General features: G+C 69.2%; 16 protein-coding genes. 2 read left to right on the top strand and 14 right to left on the bottom strand.

Translation table 11 applies throughout. The features are described 5' to 3' along the window. Positions 1 to 21 precede the first annotated feature (21 nt). A complete protein-coding gene (locus tag OX89_RS15795) occupies positions 22 to 1,542 on the bottom strand; it encodes a 3-hydroxyacyl-CoA dehydrogenase (protein ID WP_047351329.1) in 1,521 nt (506 codons plus the stop codon). 716 nt (positions 1,543 to 2,258) lie between these two features. Here OX89_RS15795 and OX89_RS15790 point away from each other — a divergent pair. Further along, entirely contained in the window at positions 2,259 to 3,674 is a 1,416-nt protein-coding gene (locus OX89_RS15790) for a hypothetical protein (protein ID WP_234305588.1), read from the top strand. Positions 3,675 to 3,704: 30 nt separating this feature from the next. Here OX89_RS15790 and OX89_RS15785 read toward each other — a convergent pair whose 3' ends face one another. The 4 genes from OX89_RS15785 to OX89_RS15770 are packed head-to-tail and all read right to left on the bottom strand — an operon-like array spanning position 3,705 to position 6,779. Next, complete coding sequence (locus tag OX89_RS15785) at positions 3,705 to 4,634, bottom strand: thiamine phosphate synthase (RefSeq protein WP_047351328.1); 930 nt, start codon at positions 4,632 to 4,634, stop codon at positions 3,705 to 3,707. Between the two features lie 2 nt (positions 4,635 to 4,636). Further along, positions 4,637 to 5,449 (bottom strand): thiazole synthase, encoded by an 813-nt coding sequence (locus OX89_RS15780; protein WP_047351327.1) that lies wholly within the window; start codon positions 5,447 to 5,449, stop codon positions 4,637 to 4,639. Between the two features lie 11 nt (positions 5,450 to 5,460). Further along, positions 5,461 to 5,658, bottom strand: coding sequence for a sulfur carrier protein ThiS (thiS, locus tag OX89_RS15775; protein ID WP_047351326.1), 198 nt, complete (start codon positions 5,656 to 5,658; stop codon positions 5,461 to 5,463). Then, complete coding sequence (locus tag OX89_RS15770; RefSeq protein ID WP_047351325.1) at positions 5,655 to 6,779, bottom strand: FAD-dependent oxidoreductase; 1,125 nt, start codon at positions 6,777 to 6,779, stop codon at positions 5,655 to 5,657. The genes thiS and OX89_RS15770 overlap by 4 nt, the downstream gene beginning before the upstream one ends. Positions 6,780 to 7,339: 560 nt before the next feature. Here OX89_RS15770 and thiD point away from each other — a divergent pair. Continuing rightward, the gene (gene thiD, locus OX89_RS15765; protein ID WP_047351324.1) at positions 7,340 to 8,191 is read left to right on the top strand and encodes a bifunctional hydroxymethylpyrimidine kinase/phosphomethylpyrimidine kinase; all 852 of its coding nucleotides are present in this window, start codon (positions 7,340 to 7,342) and stop codon (positions 8,189 to 8,191) included. A gap of 67 nt (positions 8,192 to 8,258) precedes the next feature. Here the strand turns inward: thiD and OX89_RS15760 are convergent, their stop codons facing one another. The 9 genes from OX89_RS15760 to mnmC all read right to left on the bottom strand — a co-directional run bounded on the left by OX89_RS15760 (position 8,259) and on the right by mnmC (position 17,811). After that, the gene (locus OX89_RS15760) at positions 8,259 to 8,657 is read right to left on the bottom strand and encodes an SH3 domain-containing protein (RefSeq protein WP_250645006.1); all 399 of its coding nucleotides are present in this window, start codon (positions 8,655 to 8,657) and stop codon (positions 8,259 to 8,261) included. Positions 8,658 to 8,994: 337 nt separating this feature from the next. Beyond that, positions 8,995 to 10,059: an NAD(P)/FAD-dependent oxidoreductase gene (locus OX89_RS15755; protein ID WP_047351322.1), complete on the bottom strand. Its 1,065-nt coding sequence runs from the start codon at positions 10,057 to 10,059 to the stop codon at positions 8,995 to 8,997. Positions 10,060 to 10,083: 24 nt separating this feature from the next. Beyond that, the gene (gene fdxA, locus OX89_RS15750) at positions 10,084 to 10,407 is read right to left on the bottom strand and encodes a ferredoxin FdxA (RefSeq protein ID WP_047351321.1); all 324 of its coding nucleotides are present in this window, start codon (positions 10,405 to 10,407) and stop codon (positions 10,084 to 10,086) included. A 102-nt stretch (positions 10,408 to 10,509) separates the two neighbouring features. Beyond that, the gene (locus OX89_RS15745; RefSeq protein ID WP_047351320.1) at positions 10,510 to 11,898 is read right to left on the bottom strand and encodes a sulfate adenylyltransferase subunit 1; all 1,389 of its coding nucleotides are present in this window, start codon (positions 11,896 to 11,898) and stop codon (positions 10,510 to 10,512) included. Beyond that, positions 11,898 to 12,830 carry a sulfate adenylyltransferase subunit CysD gene (gene cysD, locus OX89_RS15740; protein WP_011805056.1) on the bottom strand — a complete coding sequence of 311 codons (933 nt, stop codon included), beginning with the start codon at positions 12,828 to 12,830 and terminating at the stop codon, positions 11,898 to 11,900. The genes OX89_RS15745 and cysD overlap by 1 nt, the downstream gene beginning before the upstream one ends. A 61-nt stretch (positions 12,831 to 12,891) precedes the next feature. Next, positions 12,892 to 13,533, bottom strand: a complete 642-nt coding sequence (locus tag OX89_RS15735) for a phosphoadenosine phosphosulfate reductase family protein (protein ID WP_015913441.1) — start codon at positions 13,531 to 13,533, stop codon at positions 12,892 to 12,894. Further along, complete coding sequence (locus OX89_RS15730; RefSeq protein ID WP_011805058.1) at positions 13,530 to 13,925, bottom strand: DUF934 domain-containing protein; 396 nt, start codon at positions 13,923 to 13,925, stop codon at positions 13,530 to 13,532. The genes OX89_RS15735 and OX89_RS15730 overlap by 4 nt, the downstream gene beginning before the upstream one ends. A gap of 25 nt (positions 13,926 to 13,950) precedes the next feature. Continuing rightward, positions 13,951 to 15,738, bottom strand: coding sequence for a nitrite/sulfite reductase (locus OX89_RS15725; protein ID WP_011805059.1), 1,788 nt, complete (start codon positions 15,736 to 15,738; stop codon positions 13,951 to 13,953). A 153-nt stretch (positions 15,739 to 15,891) separates the two neighbouring features. Beyond that, positions 15,892 to 17,811, bottom strand: a complete 1,920-nt coding sequence (mnmC, locus tag OX89_RS15720; RefSeq protein WP_047351319.1) for an FAD-dependent 5-carboxymethylaminomethyl-2-thiouridine(34) oxidoreductase MnmC — start codon at positions 17,809 to 17,811, stop codon at positions 15,892 to 15,894. Positions 17,812 to 17,843: the final 32 nt, after the last annotated feature.

Genomic DNA, 17,843 nt, shown 5'->3' with positions numbered 1-17,843 from the left:
GCGGCGCGGGTGGTTGCAGGGTCAGGGTTCTTCGTGCGTCAGGCTCAGGCCGATGGCGCCGCGCCGGCGCAGCCAGGGGCTGGGGCGGTAGCGCGGGTCGCCGTACACGGTCTGCATGTTGAAGAGCACTTCCAGGATGTTGGTGGGGCCCCAGCGGTCGCCCATGGCCAGCGGGCCCAGCGGGTAGCCCAGGCCCAGGGTCACGGCGGTCTCCAGGTCCTTGGGGCTGCAGATGCGCTGCTGGCAGATGTCCGCGGCGATGTTGACGATGCTGGCCACGACGCGCTGTGTGACGAAGCCGCCGCTGTCGCGGATCACGCTCACTGGCTTGCCGTCGCGCGCGAACAGCGCGTGCGCGGCGTCGCGCATGTCTTCGCGTGTGGCGGGGTTGGTCGCCAGCACGCGCCGGCGGGTGGCCGCGTCGTCGATCAGCATGTCGATGCCGATGGTGCGTGCGGGGTCCAGGCGCTCCACCACGGCCACGGTGGTCACGTCAAAGCCGAGTGGCGCGACCAGTGTGAGCGCCTGGGCCGAGGGCGAGGTGCCCGTCTCGATCGTTGCCCCCAGGTCCTTGAGCAACTGGTAAAGCTCGGCGCGGCGGGCTGCGCGCGTGGAGACCCAGACCGGCGGGAGGCCCGATACCTCGGGCACCGGCGGCTCGGCCGGCAGCTCGGGCGCACCGTCCACGTAGCGGTAAAAGCCCTCGCCGGACTTGCGGCCCAGCAGGCCGCCGCTCAAGCGCTGCGCCGTGATCACGCTGGGGCGAAAGCGCGGCTCGTCGTAGTACTGGCGGTAGATCGACTCCATGACCGGGTGCGACACATCGAGCGCGGTGAGGTCCAGCAACTCGAAGGGGCCGAGCTTGAAGCCCACCTGGTCGCGCAGGATGCGGTCCACGGTGGCGAAATCGGCCACGCCCTCGCTCACGATGCGCAGCGCCTCGGTGCCGTAGCCCCGCCCTGCGTGGTTGACGATGAAGCCCGGCGTGTCCTGCGCCATCACCGGGGTGTGGCCCATGGCGCGCGCATAGCCGGCCAAGCGGGTGCAGACATGGGGGTCCGTGCGCAGGCCGGCCACGACCTCCACCACCTTCATCAGCGGCACCGGGTTGAAGAAGTGAAAGCCTGCCATGCGCTGCGGCCGCTGCAGCGGTGCGGCCACGGCGGTGATGGACAGCGATGACGTGTTGCTGGCCAGCACGGCTTCGGGCGAGACGATGGCTTCGAGCTGTTTGAGCAGTTCCTGCTTGGCATCCAGTCGCTCGACGATGGCTTCCACCACCAATTCGCAAGCCGCGAAGTCGTGCAGCGACGTGACGGGAACCAGCCGCTGCACCAGAGCCGGCAACAGGCTCTCGTCCAGCCGACCCTTGTCCACCAGACGCTGCCACTGCTGTTGGATGTGGGTGCGGGCGGCGTCGGCGGCGCCGCCATGGGTGTCATAGAGGTAGACCGTGCTGCCTGCCTGGGCGGCGATCTGCGCGATGCCGCGGCCCATGGCGCCAGTGCCCACGATGCCGATTGAAGTGAAGACCGTTTGCATGGCGGCAATTATCTAGCGCTATCGGATGCGGCAGGGTTATGGCAAAATTTATAAACAAATTGAAACCATTGTGTTTATGCGTAACCTACTTGTCGGCGCCTGGATCTATGCCGCAGCGTTTGGGGCCAGCGCGCTTTCGCTTGGCGGCAGCCACGGCACAGTGGTTCTGGGGTCCACGATCGATCTCACCTTCGAGGTACGGCCCGATCCCGGCAAGACCGTCGCGTCTTCCTGCCTCGGGGCGCGGCTGGTCTTAGGCGCAACCACTGTCCCCGAAACGCGTGTGCATGTCACTCCCCTGGAAGGAGGCGCCATTCCGATGGTGCGCGTGCAGGCGCTCATTCCCGTGGATGAGCCGGTGCTGACTGCCACGCTCACCGCCGGCTGCGAAGGGCGTGTGTCGCCGCACCTACACGTTCCTGGCAGACCCGCCCGGCACTGCACCCCCAGCGGCACGGCAGCCCATCGATCTGTCGCGCCTGGCGGTGCCCGCACCACGCGCTACGCCGCAAGTGCGGAATGCATTGGGCGGCGAGGGGGAGGACGCACGCACGGTCCGGCGGCCTCGTGCGCAGCCGCGTGTTCCCGCGGCGTCCACGCATGCCCCGGCCGAGCGGGCGGCACGCCCATCGCGGGCAGCTAAGACCGCCACGACGCTGCGCACCAGCGCCAAAGCTTCGCCGCCCGCGGCTGCGGCGGCTCCCTCCCGCCTGGTAATGGAACCCCTGGATTTGGGTCCTGACAATGCGTCCGCGCTGCAGCTCACGCGCGAGCCGCCCCAGATGTCGCCGCGCCCCAGCGAGGCCTTGCGTGCGGAGTCGGCCGCGTGGTGGCAGGCGCTGGACACTTCGACGGCCCAAACACAGCGGTTTGAAGAGCGGCTCAAGAGGCTCGAGGCCGATGCGGCCGCGCAGGGCCAGCTGGTGGAGCGCGAGCGCGCAACGGCGGCTGAGCTGCGCGAGCGCCTGGCGCAGGTGGAGTCGCAGGGGTTCCCCGCGACCGTGGTGTACATGCTCGCGGGGCTGCTGGTGCTGGCGCTGGCCTGCATTGCCTGGCTGCTGCGCCGCACGCGGCGCGAGGCGCTGCAGGCATGGCGTGACTCGGTGGCACTCAGCGGTGGCCTGCGGGACGGGGCCGTGGCCGCGGAAGGCCCTGACGGCAAGCTCCGGCTGCAGGTGGAGCCGGATGCGCGCGATGTCTGGCAGCCGACGGCGCCGCCGCCGCAAGGGCCGGACAGTGGGCCGCTTCCGCTCACGCCTACTACCGCGCCAGTGAGTGCACCCGCGGCGGCTCCAGGCCCCGCGGTGGCGGCGCCGGCTGTGGAGCCCTTGCAGGCAAGGGCCCAGTCTGGTGTGCAGCCCGAGTCGCTGTTCGATCTGCAACAGCAGGCTGAATTTTTCACCTCGGTGGGCGAGCACGAGCAGGCGATCCATGTGCTGCGCCAATACATCGCGCAGCACGGCGAAGACTCGCCGCTGGCGCATATTGAACTGCTGCGGCTGTACCACCAACTGGGGCGAACCGACAGCTTCGACGGCCTGCGCGCGCAGGTCGAGGAGCGGTTCAACGTACGCGTGCCTCCATTTGCGCAGTTCCAGCAACTGGGCCGGAGCCTGGAAGACCACCCCGAGGCGCTGGCACGGGTCGAGGCGGCATGGTCCTCGCCCGAGGTGCTGGCCGTGCTGGAGGGCCTCTTATTTCACCGGGGACAGACGCAGGGCGAGGGGCCCTTCGACCTGGCGGCGCTGGACGATCTGCTGCTGCTGCTGCTGTCCATCGCCCAGACCACGCCCGCACATTTGCGCGGTGCGCCGCCGCCCCGCGCGCGCACCACCCCGCGTGCCACGCCAGCGCTCCACCCGATGGGCGCGCAGGATGGAACGGGCCGGTCGTTGGACTCGATGGCGGCCGGCCTGGCGCTGCTGCCGGTGGATGACGGCTCGCCAGCATCCACTTGCGCCGCCGCGGTGGACGTGGACGTGTCCGGGCCGCCTCACATCACCCTCAGCGATCTGCCGCCCGTACCCGTCACCCCGGCGCCCGCGCAAGGGCAGGCCGTGGGTTTTGGCATGGAAAACGACAAGCTGGAGTTGCGCTTCGAACTCGAGCAGTCGCAAAAGAACCGCTTCTGAAGCGCGAACGCCCGCCGTGCGCGGACAGGGCTATCGCCTGCCGGCGTCCATGGCCCGCATGAGCTGCGCCGCAGCGGCTTCCGGCTGATCGGCCGCCACCACGGCGCGCACCACGGCGATCGACCCCACTCCGGTGGCCAGCACTTGCGGGAACTGGGCCAGGCCAATGCCGCCGATGGCAACCAGCGGATAGCCGCGCATCAGCCGGGCATAGCCCGCCAGCCGCGCCACGCCCTGGGGCACTGTGGCCATTTTTTTGAGCGTGGTGGGGAACACCGCGCCCATGGCGATGTAGCTGGGGCTGGCCGCGTCGGCGCGCACCATCTCGGCGTAGCCATGCGTGCTTACGCCCAGGCGCACCCCGGACTCGCGCAGCGTGCGCAGCTCTTCGGGGCTCAGCGCATCCAGATCCTCCTGGCCCAGGTGCACGCCATAGGCCCCGGCCGCGATGGCCTGGCGCCAATGGTCGTTGATGAACAGCAGCGAAGCGGTACCTTGCACGGCCTGCACTGCGGCGCGTACCTCGCGTGTGATGGCCGCAGGGTCGTCACTTTTGAAGCGCAGCTGCACCGTCGGCACGCCGGCCTGCGCCATGCGGCCCACCCATTGGGCATCGGGCAATACGGCGTAGAGACCCAGGTTCTGCGGGCAGGCTGCAAAGGGGTGCGCATGGGGGCGCGGCTGCAGTCCGAAGTCTGCCGGCTCGTCGGGCCACTGCGCCGGTTCGAAGCAGCCTGTACGCCGCGTCTGCGCAGCCCAGGCGCGGGCCAGGCAGTCTGCGTCATGGGCGATGAAACCCAGGGCGCTGCAGGCCGCAAGGGCTGCGCGGTACACGGGGTCTTCCAGGGTTGTCGCCGGCATCGGCTGGGGCGGGAAGTCCGTAAACGCCGACGCATGGTGCTGGCGGATGGCTTGCTCCATGGCGGCTGCAGAAGGCAATGGCGCGGCGGCTTGCGGCATGCTCAGCCCTGCGTGTGGTGCCAGAACGGCGTGCCCAGCACGGGCGTGCTGGGTTGCGCCGCCTCCTGCGGCGTCATCGCGCCGGCCATGCGGGCGGCGCGGCCTGCGGCCACGGCATCGGCAAAGGCACCGGCCATTTGCACGGGGTCGGTCGCCAGGGCCACGGCCGTGTTGAGCAGTACGCCGTCGTAACCCCATTCCATCACCTGGCAGGCGTGGGACGGCAGGCCGAGGCCGGCGTCCACGAGCAGCGGCACGTCCAGGCGCTCGCGCAGCAGCTGCAGGCCATAGGGGTTCACCGGGCCGCGGCCCGTGCCGATGGGCGCCGCCCACGGCATGACGGCCTGGCAGCCCACGTCCACCAGGCGCTGGCACAGCACCAGGTCTTCAGTGCAGTAGGGCAGCACGTAGAAGCCTTCGCGGACCAGTTGCTCGGCTGCCTGCACCAGGTTCAGCGTATCGGGCTGCAGCGTGTAGTCGTCGCCGATCAGCTCCAGCTTGATCCAGGGGGTGTCGAAGACTTCACGCGCCATATGGGCGGTGGTGATGGCTTCCTGCAGGCTATGGCAGCCGGCGGTGTTGGGCAGCACCGGCACCTGCAGGCGCTTGAGCAGTTCCCAGAAGCTGCTGCCGGATTCGGCCGGGTTGCTGCCCTGGCGGCGCAGCGATGCGGTGAGCATCGCGGGCCGCGCGCGCTGCACGGCGGCCTCCAGCACGGCAGGGGACGGATAGCGCGCGGTGCCCAAAAGCAGGCGGCTCTGGAACGCCTGGCCGTAGAGCACCAGCGTGTCGGGGGAGGATGTAGGACTGTTCATGAGCAATGGTTTCAACCGCCGGTGACCGGCGCAATGATTTCGATCCGGTCGCCGGACTGCAGGGCGTGCGCGGCATAGCGGGCACTGGGCACGAACTGCAGGTTCACGGCCACGGCAAACGGGGGCTGGGGGGCCAGGTGGGCCACGGCGTCGGCGACGGTGGCGCCATCGGGCAGTTGCACGGCGTTTTGGTTGATGAATACGTTCATGTGTGCAGCGCAGCTTCGCGGTCGAGCTGCAGCGAGAGGTCGAATCCAGGGGCGAGCTCGGATTGTCCCGTGTTCAGCACCTGCATGACCACATCGAGCATGGCCGGCGCAATCATGAAGCCGTGGCGGTACAGACCGTTGACCTCCAGCACGCGATCCTGCACTACGCGCACGGCGGGCAGGTTGTCGGGCAGGGTGGGTCGGCAGTGGGTGGAGATCTCCAGGATACGCGCCTCGGCAAAGCCCGGGTGCACGGCGTAGGCGGCGCTCAGCAGCTCCAGCGTGGAGCGCACGCTGGCGGGCGACATGTCGTCGGATTCGATCTCGGTGGCGCCGATGACGAACAGGTGGTTCTCCTTCGGTGCGATGTAGATCGGGTAGCGGGGATGCACGATGCGCGTTGGGCGCTGCAGCGTCACGTCGGGCGCGTGCAGGCGTACCACCTCGCCGCGCAGCCCGCGCAGTTGCGGCCATTGCGCACGCGCGCCCAGGCCCCGGCAGTCCAGCACCCAGTCGGGCTGGCCGGCCTGGCCGGGAGTGAAGTCGGCCGGCTGGCGCGCGCTGCCCCAATGGGTGACCACGCCCAACTGGTCCATGGTGGCGGCCAGCGCGGCCAGGGCCTGGCGGTTGTCCAATTGGCCCTCGCCGGGCAGGTACAGGCCCTGGTGGAAGCGCTGTGCGGCCGTGGGCTCCAGTGCAGCCACGCCAGCACTGTCCAGCGCCTGCATGCGCGGCAGCCCGGGCACCAGGCCTTGGGTCTGCTCGAACTTCAGGCGCATGCGCGCGGCTTCGGGTGCGTCCTGGCGGTGCCACAGGATCAACGTGCCGTCATGTTGGAAGTACACCGGTGCGGCCAGCGGTGCCAGCAGCTCGGGCCAGCGCGCCAGCGAGTGCACGCCCATGCGCACCACGCCGGGCTCGGCCACGATGGATTCGGCCAGGGGGGCCACCATGGCGGCGGCCACGTAGGCTGCGGCGCCTTCGGCGGCACGGGTGCCGGCCTCGTGCACCTCAACGGCGTGGCCCTGGCGGGCGAGTTCGACGGCCAGCAGGCGGCCCATGAGGCCCGCGCCCAGGATGGTGACGCGGGAGGAGGAGCGAAGGGTGGGGAAAGTGTGCATCGTGTCCGTGATGAAAGGCCTGGCCAAACAACCAAAGGACAAAACGGGAGCGCGCGGCGCGCCGATGCTGTTGAAACTCCCCACGCCAGCATGACCTGGATCGGGTGCTTAGGGTATTTCTCAGTCGCTTGCCGCTTTCGTCAACACGTTCTTAGGGCCTGTTCACACTATTTTTGCCAGATGCGTTGCGATCAAAAAGGGCCAGGCGCAAGGCGCCAAACGAAGCTGGGGTGCTACCCCAGCGAGGCTTGGCAACGCCGCGAATGGCCCTTTTTGATCGCAACCCGGAGGGAACGGAGTGAGAACCGCGCCATTCGTCGTTGCCCTCCTAGCCAAGGCCCCGGCCTTGGCGTCGTCACGCGCCTAGATTGGCGCGGTTTTCACGCCATTCGCACTGGCAAAAATAGTGTGAACAGGCCCTAGTGCGGCGGGGACACCCCTGTTTCGTCCGTGGCCGGCATTACAGCACAGGGGTGGTGCCCCTGTTGTTGACGTGGCGCAGGCTCTGGCGTTGCCGCGGCTGCGTTGAATGCGCTGCGGCTTGGCCGATAATTTTTGCCATGAACCAAGAGACACAGACGCCCGGCGGTGGCCGGCGCTATGCGCGCGTGTTGACCATCGCGGGCTCGGACAGCGGCGGCGGCGCGGGCATTCAGGCCGACTTGAAGACCTTCAGCGCCCTGGGCTGCTACGGCATGACCGCGATCACCGCCATCACCGCGCAGAACACGCGCGGCGTGACGGGCATCCACGGCATTCCGCCCGAGATGCTGCGCGCACAGATCGACGCCGTGGTCGAGGACATCGGCGTGGATGCGGTGAAGATCGGCATGCTGCATTCGCCCGAGGTGGTGCAGGTGGTGGCCGACGCGATTCTTCGCCATGGCTTGCCCAACGTGGTGCTGGACCCGGTGATGGTCGCCACCAGCGGCGACCGGCTGATTGCCGAGGAGACCGTGGGCACGCTGGTGCGCGCGCTGTTCCCGCTGGCCGCCGTGGTCACCCCCAACCTGGACGAGGCCGGCTGGCTGCTGGGCCGCGCCATTGCCGACGAAAGCGCGCTGGACGCGGCCGCCACCGACTTGCTGGCGCTGGGCGCGCGCGCGGTGCTGCTCAAGGGCGGGCATCTGCCGGGCGACCGGGTGGTGGATGTGCTGGCCCTGCCTGGCGACGAGCGCCACCGCCTGGAAGCTGCGCGCATCGTCACGCACAACGGCCACGGCACGGGCTGCACCTTGTCGTCGGCGATCGCTGCGCACCTCGCATTGGGCCAGCCGCTGGCGCAGGCGGTGCGGTTGGCGCGCCAGTACATTCTGGGCGCGATCGCTGCCGGGGCCGATGTGCGCACCGGTCACGGCCACGGGCCGCTCAACCATGGCTATGCGCCGGTGGCGCAGCGTGTGATCGAGTAACGGGCGGCTGAGGGAGCGCCGGGCACCGCGCGCGCCACAGGCCCACACCGCCGCGGCACCCGAAATATCACCAGCCCCAGGTCAGGCGCCGGGCCACCCAGCCCTTTTGCCCGTCTTCGCGCTGCACCCGGGCCCAGCTACCCGACTGGCCCAGGCTGCGCACCACCTCATGCTGCTGCAGCTTGCCCACGGTCTTGTGCTGCTGGCCGGGGCCGGCGCGCAGGTTGGCGACGCGTGCCGTCACCACGCGGTGCGGCGTCTTGCTGGTCAGCGGCGCGTACACCCAGCCGAGCGGCTCCTCGAAATCCCGCACTTGGAGCCAACGGCCCTTGCGCTGCTGCACCTGCAGCGGATAGCCCCGGCCCAGCTCCCACAGCGTCGCCGAGCGGGTGCTGGGTTTCTCGCGCACGTTGACCGCATTGCCCTTGATGCTGACGAACTCGCGCGCCTGCACGCCGGCGGGCATGAGCAGGGGCAGGGCCAGCGCGGCGGCGGCCAGGGCTTTGGACAGGATGCGATGCGGCAGGGCCAGTGCGAAGGGCACGGGGTGATCTCCTTGGAGTTGGAACTGAGGGATGACAACCCCCAGGTGGAGGGCCGCCCGCGTGCGAAGTTCCGGCCGTTTCAGGCGCGAACCGATGGCCGAAACGTCAATTGCTATGAAAAATAGAGCTGCCAGCGCACTCTACAAGCCATTATTAGACAGATTTCTATTTGGAAACAAGGCAGAACGCGCGCTGCAAGCTCCTGCTTCAATAGCGCCCCGCGCATTGCCGCAGGGCGCGCCGCGCCGTCGCCGCAGGTCAGCGGGCCGGGGCGACGCCCAGCCGGGCCTGCAGCCGTTCGCTGCTGGTGGTGTATTCCAGGGGCAGCTTGTGGCCCGCCTGCCGTTCGGCCTCGGCGAAGGCGGCGAGGGTGGCTTCGTGGAAGCCGCACAGGATCAGCTTGCGCTTGCCGGGGTAGGTGGTGATGTCGCCGACGGCGTAGATGCCGGGGACGCTGGTGGCGAAAGTGGCCGTGTCCACGGTCAGCTGCTTGCGGTCCATCGCCAGGCCCCAGTCGGCAATGGGCCCCAGGCGGGGGGAGATGCCCAGGTAGGCCAGCAGCAGGTCCAGCGGCTGGCGCTGTGGCTGGCCTTGTGGGTCCAGCAGGGCCAGCGCCTGCAGGGTGCCGCCGGGCATGGTCTCCACGCCCGTGATCTGGCCGATCACGACCTGGATGCGGCCCGCCTCGCGCAGTGCCTGCAGTTGCGCCAGCGGCGCGGGCGCGGCCTGGAAGGCATCGCGCCGGTGCAGCAGCAGCACCTGCGCGGCAGCGTCCACGCAGTCCAGCGCCGCCTGCACGGCCGCCTCGTCGCCGCCATGTACCACCACGCGCTTGCCGCTCGCGGCACGGGTGGCCGTGGCGGCGTCAGGGTGGTAGAGCAACTGGCCGGGTGCCAGCGCCTCTACGCCCTCGGCCTTGATGGCGCGCGGCACGAAGGCGCCCACGCCCGCGGCGATGAAGACGCTGCGCGCCAGCAGCGCGGTGCCGGCGGTGGTGGTGAGCAGAATACGTCCGTCGGCCTGCGCGGCCAGCGCGTGGACCTGCTGGCCCAAGTGCAGCGTGGGGGCGAAAGGGGCGATCTGCCGCTGCAGCAGTTCCACGAGCCCCAGGCCCGTGCATACAGGGATGCCGGGAATGTCGTAGATGGGTTTGTCGGGATACAGCTCGGCGCACTGGCCGCCCACATGGGGCAGCGCATCAACCAGGTGCGCCGCGATGCCCTGCAGCCCGAGCTGGAAGACCTGGAAGAGCCCCACCGGCCCGGCGCCGATCACCACGGCGTCCGCAGCCTGGGGCGTCGGGCTGCCGGGGGATGGGTGCATGTGGGCGTGGCGGGAGCGCGGGAGTCAGCGCTCCAGCAGGTCCAGCTTGCCGGGCTTGCCGTTCCAGTCGTCAGCGTCGGGCAGCGGTGCCTTGCGCTTGGTGATGCTCTTGAACTTGGGCGTCAGCTCGGCGTTGATCTTGATGAAGGCCAGCTGGTCGCTGGGCAGGTCTTCCTCGGCAAAGATGGCGTTGGCCGGGCATTCGGGGATGCACACGGCGCAGTCGATGCACTCGTCGGGGTCGATCACGAGGAAGTTGGGACCTTCACGGAAGCAGTCCACGGGGCACACATCCACGCAATCGGTGTATTTGCACTTGATGCAGTTTTCGGTGACGACGTGAGTCATGAGTAGTTGTGTTCTGGTATGGGGTTAGCCCGCGATTTTAGGCCGACCGCCGCCTCAGCAGGCCAGCCAACCATGCCTGAGGCGCGGAAACCTTAACGTTGATCAAGCTTTTGGGGCCGGTGCGTTCACCAGCACGGCGCCCGCCGTCTTGTGGCTGGCGGTGTCGACCAGGATGAGCGAACCGAGCACGCGGCTGCGCGCGAACGGCGCCGCGGGCAGGGGTTCCTGCAGCAGCAGCTCCACATGGCCGATGGCATTGGGCTCCAGCTGGGTGGCGTCTTCCTCGGCCAGGGTGTTGATGTCCAGGCGGTGGACCACGCGGCGCACCTTGACCTTGACCCAGCGGTGGCCGTGCAGCGCCCAGTACACGCGGCCCGCCACCAGCGGCTCGTCGTCCATCCACGCGACGGTGGCGGTGATCTCGCGCTGGCCGGGCCATGCGGGCACGGCGGCAGGGGTGTCGAAGTCGTCCTCGGCCGCGGCAGCGGGTGCAGGCGCAGCGACGATCCAGTCGCCGCGCGAGACGTCCACCTCGCGGTCGAGGGTGATGCCCGCGCTCTGGCCCGCGGCCACGCCGGTGGCGCGGCGCGCATGGTCCAGCACCTGCGCCACCTGCGCCAGCTGGCCGCTGGGGAAGATGGCGACCTGCGCACCCGGCTGCACGCGGCCCGTGCCCACCCGGCCCCAGAACACGCGGCGCCCCTGCGAGGTGTCGGATGAGGAAGAAAATTTCTCCACCCACTGCACCGGGAAGGCCAGGGGCAGGCCGGCGTCGGGCGGGGTGTTGGGCAGCCGCTCCAGGATCTGCAGCAGGCTCGGGCCCGCATAGTCGCACCAGCCGGGCTTGGCCTCTACCACGTTCCAGCCCTTGAGCGCCGACACCGGCACCACGCCCGCCACCGCGATGCCCGCGTGTCGGGCGAACTGCTCCAGCGCGGCACGGATGTGACGGTAGGCGAGCTGTGGGTCGGCCACGGCGTCGAGCTTGTTCACGGCAAACACCAGCGAATGCACGCGCAGCAGGTGCACCAGCAGGCTGTGGCGGCGCGTTTGCGGCAGCAGCGTGAGTTGCGGGTTCTGCCAGTCGAGCTTGGTGGCGTCCACCAGCACTACGGCGGCGTCGGCCTGGGAGGCGGCGGTGACCATGTTGCGCGTGTACTGCTCGTGGCCGGGCGCGTCGCCGATGATGAACTTGCGCGCCTCGGTGGCGAAGTAGCGGTAGGCCACGTCGATGGTGATGCCCTGCTCGCGCTCGGCACTGAGGCCGTCGGTCAGCAGCGCCAGGTCGGTCTCTCCGCCGCGCTGCACGCCGGCCAGGTGGTCCTGCAGCACGGCGCGGCTGTCGACCAGCAGGCGGCCGATCAGCGTGCTTTTGCCATCGTCCACGCTGCCGCAGGTGATGAAGCGCAGCGCGGAAATGTGATCATTTGTGCCGCCAGCGCTTTCTGGTTGTTCGCTGGAAGCTATTGAATTGATAGTGGCGGTGGTCATCAGAAATACCCGTCTTTCTTGCGCTTTTCCATCGAGGCGTCGCTGGTCTTGTCGTCCATGCGCGTGGCGCCGCGCTCGCTGACCTCGGCGGCCAGGGTCTCGATCACGATTTCGCCTGCCGTGGCGGCCGGGCTTTCCACCGGGCAGGTGCAGGTGATGTCGCCCACGGTGCGAAAGCGCACGGTGCGCGTCTGCACCGCTTCGCCGTCCTTCGGGGGCGTGAGCGGCGTGACGGGCACCAGCAGGCCGCGGCGCTCCACCACTTCGCGCGGGTGGGCGTAGTACAGCGATGGCAGGGCGACCTGCTCGCGCTCGATGTACTGCCACACGTCCAGCTCGGTCCAGTTGCTGATGGGGAACACGCGGAAATGCTCGCCGGGGGCCAGGCGGGTGTTGAACAGCGTCCACAGTTCGGGGCGCTGCGCCTTGGGCTGCCACTGGCCGAAGCTGTCGCGGTGGGAAAAGATGCGCTCCTTGGCGCGCGCCTTCTCCTCGTCCCGGCGCGCACCGCCGATCAAGGCGTCGAAACGGAACTCCTCAATCGCTTCGAGCAGCGTGACGGACTGGTGCACGTTGCGCGATTCGCCGGGGTGGGCCAGGCGCACGGTGCCGCGTGCCATCGAATCCTCGACGCTGCGCACGATGAGTTCGGCGCCCAGTTCCTTGGCGCGGAAGTCGCGGAAGTCGGTCACCTCGGGGAAGTTGTGCCCCGTGTCGATCATCAGCAGCGGGTAGGGAATGCGGCCCGCGCCGAAGGCCTTCTCGGCGCACTTGAGCATGACCAGCGAGTCCTTGCCGCCCGAGAAGAGCAGGGCGGGGCGCTCGAAGGCCGCGGCCACCTCGCGCAGGATGAAGATGGTTTCTTCTTCTAGCGCGTCCAGGTGGCGGTTGCTGAGCTGGTTGAGCACTTGGGAGTCAACACGGGCGTTCATTCGATGTTCCAGTCAAATCTGGCTCCAGCGCTTGTGGGGCAAGCGCAGGCAGCTATCGTTTTTAGTGGGCCAGGTGCAGGCCGCATTCGCGGTTGTCTTCGCCCTTGGTGGGGTCCACGTAGTCAAAGTTGTTGGGCAGGCCGTGCTGCTGGCAGTACTCGTGCAGCTGTTTGGACGACCAGTGCAATAGCGGCGCGACCTTGATCAGGCCGTCGGGGTTGATGCTCACGGGCTCCATCTGCGCGCGCACGGCGGTGTCGGTGGCGCGCAGCGCGGTGAACCACACCCGGGGTGCCGTTTCGCGCAGGGCGCGGGCGAAGGGTTCGAGCTTCACCTCTTCGGTGAACGCGGCGTGGCGCGGGTCGTCCAGGGCGGGCGTCGGGCCTTCCACGGCCTCGCGGTGGGCGCGCGAGCGGCGCGGCAGGTAGATCTTCAGGTTGAGCCCCAGCTGCTTCGTCACCGCGTCGGCAAAGCGGTAGGTGGCCTCGGTGTTGTAGCCGTTGTCCATCCAGACCACAGGCACGCCCGGCTGCACGCGGGTGACCAGGTGCAGGATCACGGCCTCGAACGGGCGGAAGTTGGTGGTGACGATGGGCGTCTGGCCCAGGCCCAGCGCCCAGGCCACCAGGGCGGCGGCATCGTGGCCGTGCTCGGCGTTGACGCGGGCGAGTTCGGCGGCGCTGACTGCCGTGGCGGTGCTCATGCGGCCTCCCGGGCGAACAGCGGGCGCGGCTCCAGCACGTCGCCCTGGTAGAAGGCGGCATAGCGCGCGAATTGGCGCTCGGCCGCGGCCGGGTCCACGCCGGGCGCCAGCACCGCGCTGCTGAAGCCGCTGCGGTGCATGTGCACGAGTTGGTCGATCAGCACGTCGCCCGTGGCGCGGATATCGCCCGCAAAGCGGTAGCGGCGGCGCAGCAGCAGCGCCTGGCTGTAGGCGCGGCCGTCGGTGAACTTGGGGAACTGCAGCTCGATGCGCTGCACGCCCTCCAGCGCGCCTTCGGCGGCCAGCGCGGCCAGGTCGGCATCGTTGGCGATCTGCAGGGTTTTGAGGTCGTCAGCGCCCAGGGATAAAGCGCCAGCAGCTATGATTTTCATAGTGTTCAAGGTCTTTTGAGTGGGGTCAGGCCACGGCCTCTTCAGCCGCCTTGGGGTGGCGCGCACCATTGGCGGCGGCCTTGAAGGGGTCCTGGCCCACGCGGCGCAGGGTGTCGATGAACAGCTCGTTGCCCTTGCGCAGCGCGCGGTAGGTGTCCAGCAGCGCCTCGATCACGTCGGGCACTTCGGCGGCCGAGAACGACGGGCCGACCACCTTGCCGCCGATGGCCGGGCCGGACAGCTGCGTGCCGTCGGAGCCGCCCAGCGTGATCTGGTACCACTCCTTGCCGTCCTTGTCCACGCCCAGGATGCCGATGTGGCCGCTGTGGTGGTGGCCGCAGCTGTTGATGCAGCCGCTCATGTGCAGGTCGATGGGGCCGATGTCGAACAGCTCGTCCAGGTCCTGGTAGCGCTCGGTGATGGCCGCGGCGATGGGCAGCGAACGCGCGTTGGCCAGCGAGCAGAAGTCGCCGCCCGGGCAGGCGATCATGTCCGTCAGCAGGCCGATGTTGGGCTGCGCCAGGCCCAGCTTGCGCGCGGCCTCGTACAGCGCGGGCAGGTCGGCTTCGTGCACCCAGGGCAGCAGCAGGTTCTGCTCGTGCGTCAGGCGCGCCTCGCCGGCGCTGAACTGGTCGGCCAGTTGGGCCAGGGCGTCCAGCGTGTCGCCGTCGGCGTCGCCGGGCGCAAAGCCCACGCGCTTGAACGACAGTGTCACCGCCTTCAGCCCCGCCATGCGGTGGCCGCGCACGTTCTGCTGCAGCCAGCGCTGGTACAGCTGGCCGGAGGTGTTCACGCCATGCGGGCGGCCGGCGGGCCGCAGCGGTGGCACGACGAAATGGCCGGTCACGCGGTCCAGCTCGGCCTGGGTGATGGTGTGCGGGGCGCCGTCCTGCTCCAGGATGGCGCGGTATTCGGCCTCCACCGCGTCGATGAACTGCTGGCCTTCGCTCTTGACCAGGATCTTGATGCGCGCCTTCCACTTGTTGTCGCGGCGGCCGTAGCTGTTGTACACGCGCACGATGGCTTCGATGTAGTTCAGCAGCTGGTCCCACGGCAGAAATTCACGCACCACGGTGCCGATGACGGGCGTGCGCCCCATGCCGCCGCCCACCTTGACGGCAAAGCCCACCTCGCCGGCCGCGTTCTTCAGCGCCTGCAGGCCGATGTCATACCAGCCGGTGGCGGCACGGTCTTCCGCGGCGCCGTTGAAGGCGATCTTGAACTTGCGCGGCAGGTAGGTGAACTCGGGGTGCAGCGAGCTCCACTGGCGCGTGATCTCGGCGAACGGCCGGGTGTCCACGATCTCGTCCTCGGCGATGCCGGCGTAGGCCTCGCAGGTGATGTTGCGGATGTCGTTGCCGCTGGTCTGGATGCCGTGCATGTGCACGCTGGCCAGCAGGTCCATCACGTCGGCCGCGCGGGTGATGGGAATCCAGTTGAACTGCACGTTGGTGCGCGTGGTGAAGTGGCCGTAGCCGTAGCGCAGCGGGGGCGCGGCCAGTGTCAGGCCCGGCTGGGCAGCCTGCAACTGGTCCTGCGTGGCCTGGGCATGGGCCAGCAGCTCGGGCGTGGGGCGGTCGTATTCGCGGGCGATGTGGGCCAGCATGCGCAGCTGGGTGCTATTGATATCGCCATAGGGCACGGCGATGCGGGCCATGGGCGCGTAGCGCTGGATGTACCAGCCGTTTTGCAGGCGCAGGGGCAGCAGTTGCTCGTCGGTCAACTCGCCGCGCTGCCAGCGTTCGAGCTGATCGCGGAATTGCTGGGCGCGCAGGTGGACGAACTGGCGGTCGAATTCGGTGTACTGGTACATGGCAGGGCCGTGGGCGTTTCAACACAGGTGCCGCCGGGCCCCGAATGGCGCCCGCAGCATCGATGGGCGCACTTTAAAAGTCTGTCTTATAAAGACAAACTATTTTTTAATGCTTCATATATTCCGTTATTTGTATATGAAATGCGTGTCGGCTCACTGTGGCTCATATCCTAGCCAGCGCTCGCTGCTCAACGCGCGCGCCAGAGGGGCGTCCAGCGGCAGGGGCTCACTGTGCAGCCGCGCGGCGATCAGTTCGCCGCACAGCAATGACAGCGTGAGCCCGCGCGCGCCCATGGCAGTGCACAGCCACAGGCCGGGCTGGCGCACCGAGTCCACCGGCCCCACGATGGGGCGGCGGTCCAGCGCACCGCAGCGCACCGCCGCCCAGGTGCGCACGGGGCCGTCCGGCGCGGTGACGGCCTGGGTGAAGGCGGCGTCCATGGCAACGCCCAGGGGGGGCAGCAGCGCGTGCAGTTTGGCCTGATTGGTGGCCAAGCCCTTGGCGTGGTCGTCAGGGCTGGGGGGCAGGGCGGTCTTCAGGCGCTCGAACGTGGAGCCCAGCACCCAGCCTGCGCCACCCTGCAGCGGCACACGGGGCACCAGGTTGCCGTTGCCATTGACCGGCTGGGGCGGCCAGGGGGCGCCCGCGGGGGCCTGGGCATGCAGGCCCCAGGCCAACTGGCCGCGCAGCGGATTCATGGGCCAATGCGCGTGCGTGAGCGGGCCGGTGTGGTGCCCGGCGCAAACCACGGCAAGTTCCGCCTCGGCCAGGACGCGCCCTTCGGCGTCCAGTGCCTGCCAGAGGGGCTGGCCGTCGACGGTGGTGCGGCGCAACTCCGCCACCGCCGCGCTGCCGCGCCAGTGGATGGCCGGGTCGTTCAGCAGGTGGGCGATGAGCTGGGGCGGGCGTACCCAGCCCGCGTGCTCGTGCCAGCAGGCCACCGTGTCTGCCGATAAGCCGTTGGCCTGCAGTTGTGCGGGTGTTGCGGGGCGACTCCAGTCCAGGCCAGGCCCTTCGCTCCAGGCCAATCCTGTGGTGCCGTCCACACGGTGCTCCAGCGTGCCGCACGCGCTCCAGTCGGTGCCGCGCGTCTCGGCTGGAAGCTGCGCCAGCGTATTCAGCGTGGTGCGTACCCCCGCGCGCGACAGGCGTGAGATCAGGTTGTCGTCCTGCGAGACATTGGGCGCGAACACCCCCGCCGGCAGGCCGGATGCACCGGCGGCAGGGTGATCGGCCCGGTCCAGCACCTGGACCTGCCAGCCACGGTGCGCCAGGCTGGCCGCCACGGCGGCGCCCGCCAGTCCTGCGCCCACCACCAGGCAGCGGGCTGGGGCGGCCACCGTGGCGTCTGGCAGCACGGGCTGGCCGGCGCGTGGCTCCCAACGGGGCGCGTAGGTGGCCTGCAGGTTGTCGCGCTTGGGGCGGACACCTGGCACCTTTTGCACCTCGAAGCCGCACTGCACCAGCCCGTCCCGCACGCCGCGCGCCACCGTCCACGTCGCCAGGCGGGTGCCGCGACGGCAGCAGCGCGCCACGGCCTTGAGGGTGTGGATGTCCCACATTTGCGGGTTGTGCTGGGGGTCGAAGCCGTCCAGGTACACCGAATCCGCCGTGGGCTGCTGCTGCCTCAGCAGGGCTTGCGCGTCACCGATGTACAGCGTGAGCAGCACCTGCCCGCCGTCAAACGAGAGCCGGTGCACGCCCGGTAGCAAGCCCCAGTACTGCGCCGCCAACTGCTGGGCCAGCGATTGCAGTGTGGAATCGATGGGCGCGGCGCGCAGCAGATCGGCCGCGCTCACGGGCCAGGCCTCGCAAGACACGAAGTGCAGCCGCTGTGGCCGGTGGGGGTCGGCGCGCCACGCGGCCCAGGTCACGAGGAAATTCAGGCCCAGGCCGAAGCCGGTTTCCAGCACCCGCCACTGCGGCTGGTTCTGCCAGGCCTGGGGCAGGCCGCAGCCGGCGAGAAATGTGCCGCGGGCTTGTTCCAGGCCGCCGTGCTCGCTGTGGTACCGGTCTGAGAAGCGCGGGCTGTAGGGCGTGCCGTCTTCCAGCCATTCAATCGGTTCGGACATGGTGTCGGGAGGCGCGAAAAGATTACAGAAAC

This window comes from Diaphorobacter sp. J5-51, from assembly GCF_001023515.1.
GTDB classification, from domain to species: Bacteria; Pseudomonadota; Gammaproteobacteria; order Burkholderiales; family Burkholderiaceae_C; genus Diaphorobacter; species Diaphorobacter nitroreducens.
The sequence above is the reverse complement of the archived record's forward strand: the minus strand, read 5'-3'. Positions and strand labels throughout refer to the sequence as shown.

Excerpts from the sequence above, each read along its gene's own strand:
- mnmC (WP_047351319.1), bottom strand. The coding sequence starts at position 17,811 with ATGTCCGAACCGATTGAATGGCTGGAAGACGGCACGCCCTACAGCCCG.
- fdxA (WP_047351321.1), bottom strand. The coding sequence starts at position 10,407 with ATGACTCACGTCGTCACCGAAAACTGCATCAAGTGCAAATACACCGAT.
- OX89_RS15755 (WP_047351322.1), bottom strand. The coding sequence starts at position 10,059 with ATGCACCCATCCCCCGGCAGCCCGACGCCCCAGGCTGCGGACGCCGTG.
- OX89_RS15795 (WP_047351329.1), bottom strand. The coding sequence starts at position 1,542 with ATGCAAACGGTCTTCACTTCAATCGGCATCGTGGGCACTGGCGCCATG.
- OX89_RS15770 (WP_047351325.1), bottom strand. The coding sequence starts at position 6,779 with ATGCACACTTTCCCCACCCTTCGCTCCTCCTCCCGCGTCACCATCCTG.
- OX89_RS15745 (WP_047351320.1), bottom strand. The coding sequence starts at position 11,898 with ATGACCACCGCCACTATCAATTCAATAGCTTCCAGCGAACAACCAGAA.
- OX89_RS15790 (WP_234305588.1), top strand. The coding sequence starts at position 2,259 with ATGGAACCCCTGGATTTGGGTCCTGACAATGCGTCCGCGCTGCAGCTC.
- OX89_RS15785 (WP_047351328.1), bottom strand. The coding sequence starts at position 4,634 with ATGCCGCAAGCCGCCGCGCCATTGCCTTCTGCAGCCGCCATGGAGCAA.
- cysD (WP_011805056.1), bottom strand. The coding sequence starts at position 12,830 with ATGAACGCCCGTGTTGACTCCCAAGTGCTCAACCAGCTCAGCAACCGC.
- thiS (WP_047351326.1), bottom strand. The coding sequence starts at position 5,658 with ATGAACGTATTCATCAACCAAAACGCCGTGCAACTGCCCGATGGCGCC.
- OX89_RS15725 (WP_011805059.1), bottom strand. The coding sequence starts at position 15,738 with ATGTACCAGTACACCGAATTCGACCGCCAGTTCGTCCACCTGCGCGCC.
- OX89_RS15735 (WP_015913441.1), bottom strand. The coding sequence starts at position 13,533 with ATGAGCACCGCCACGGCAGTCAGCGCCGCCGAACTCGCCCGCGTCAAC.
- thiD (WP_047351324.1), top strand. The coding sequence starts at position 7,340 with ATGAACCAAGAGACACAGACGCCCGGCGGTGGCCGGCGCTATGCGCGC.
- OX89_RS15760 (WP_250645006.1), bottom strand. The coding sequence starts at position 8,657 with ATGCCCGCCGGCGTGCAGGCGCGCGAGTTCGTCAGCATCAAGGGCAAT.
- OX89_RS15730 (WP_011805058.1), bottom strand. The coding sequence starts at position 13,925 with ATGAAAATCATAGCTGCTGGCGCTTTATCCCTGGGCGCTGACGACCTC.
- OX89_RS15780 (WP_047351327.1), bottom strand. The coding sequence starts at position 5,449 with ATGAACAGTCCTACATCCTCCCCCGACACGCTGGTGCTCTACGGCCAG.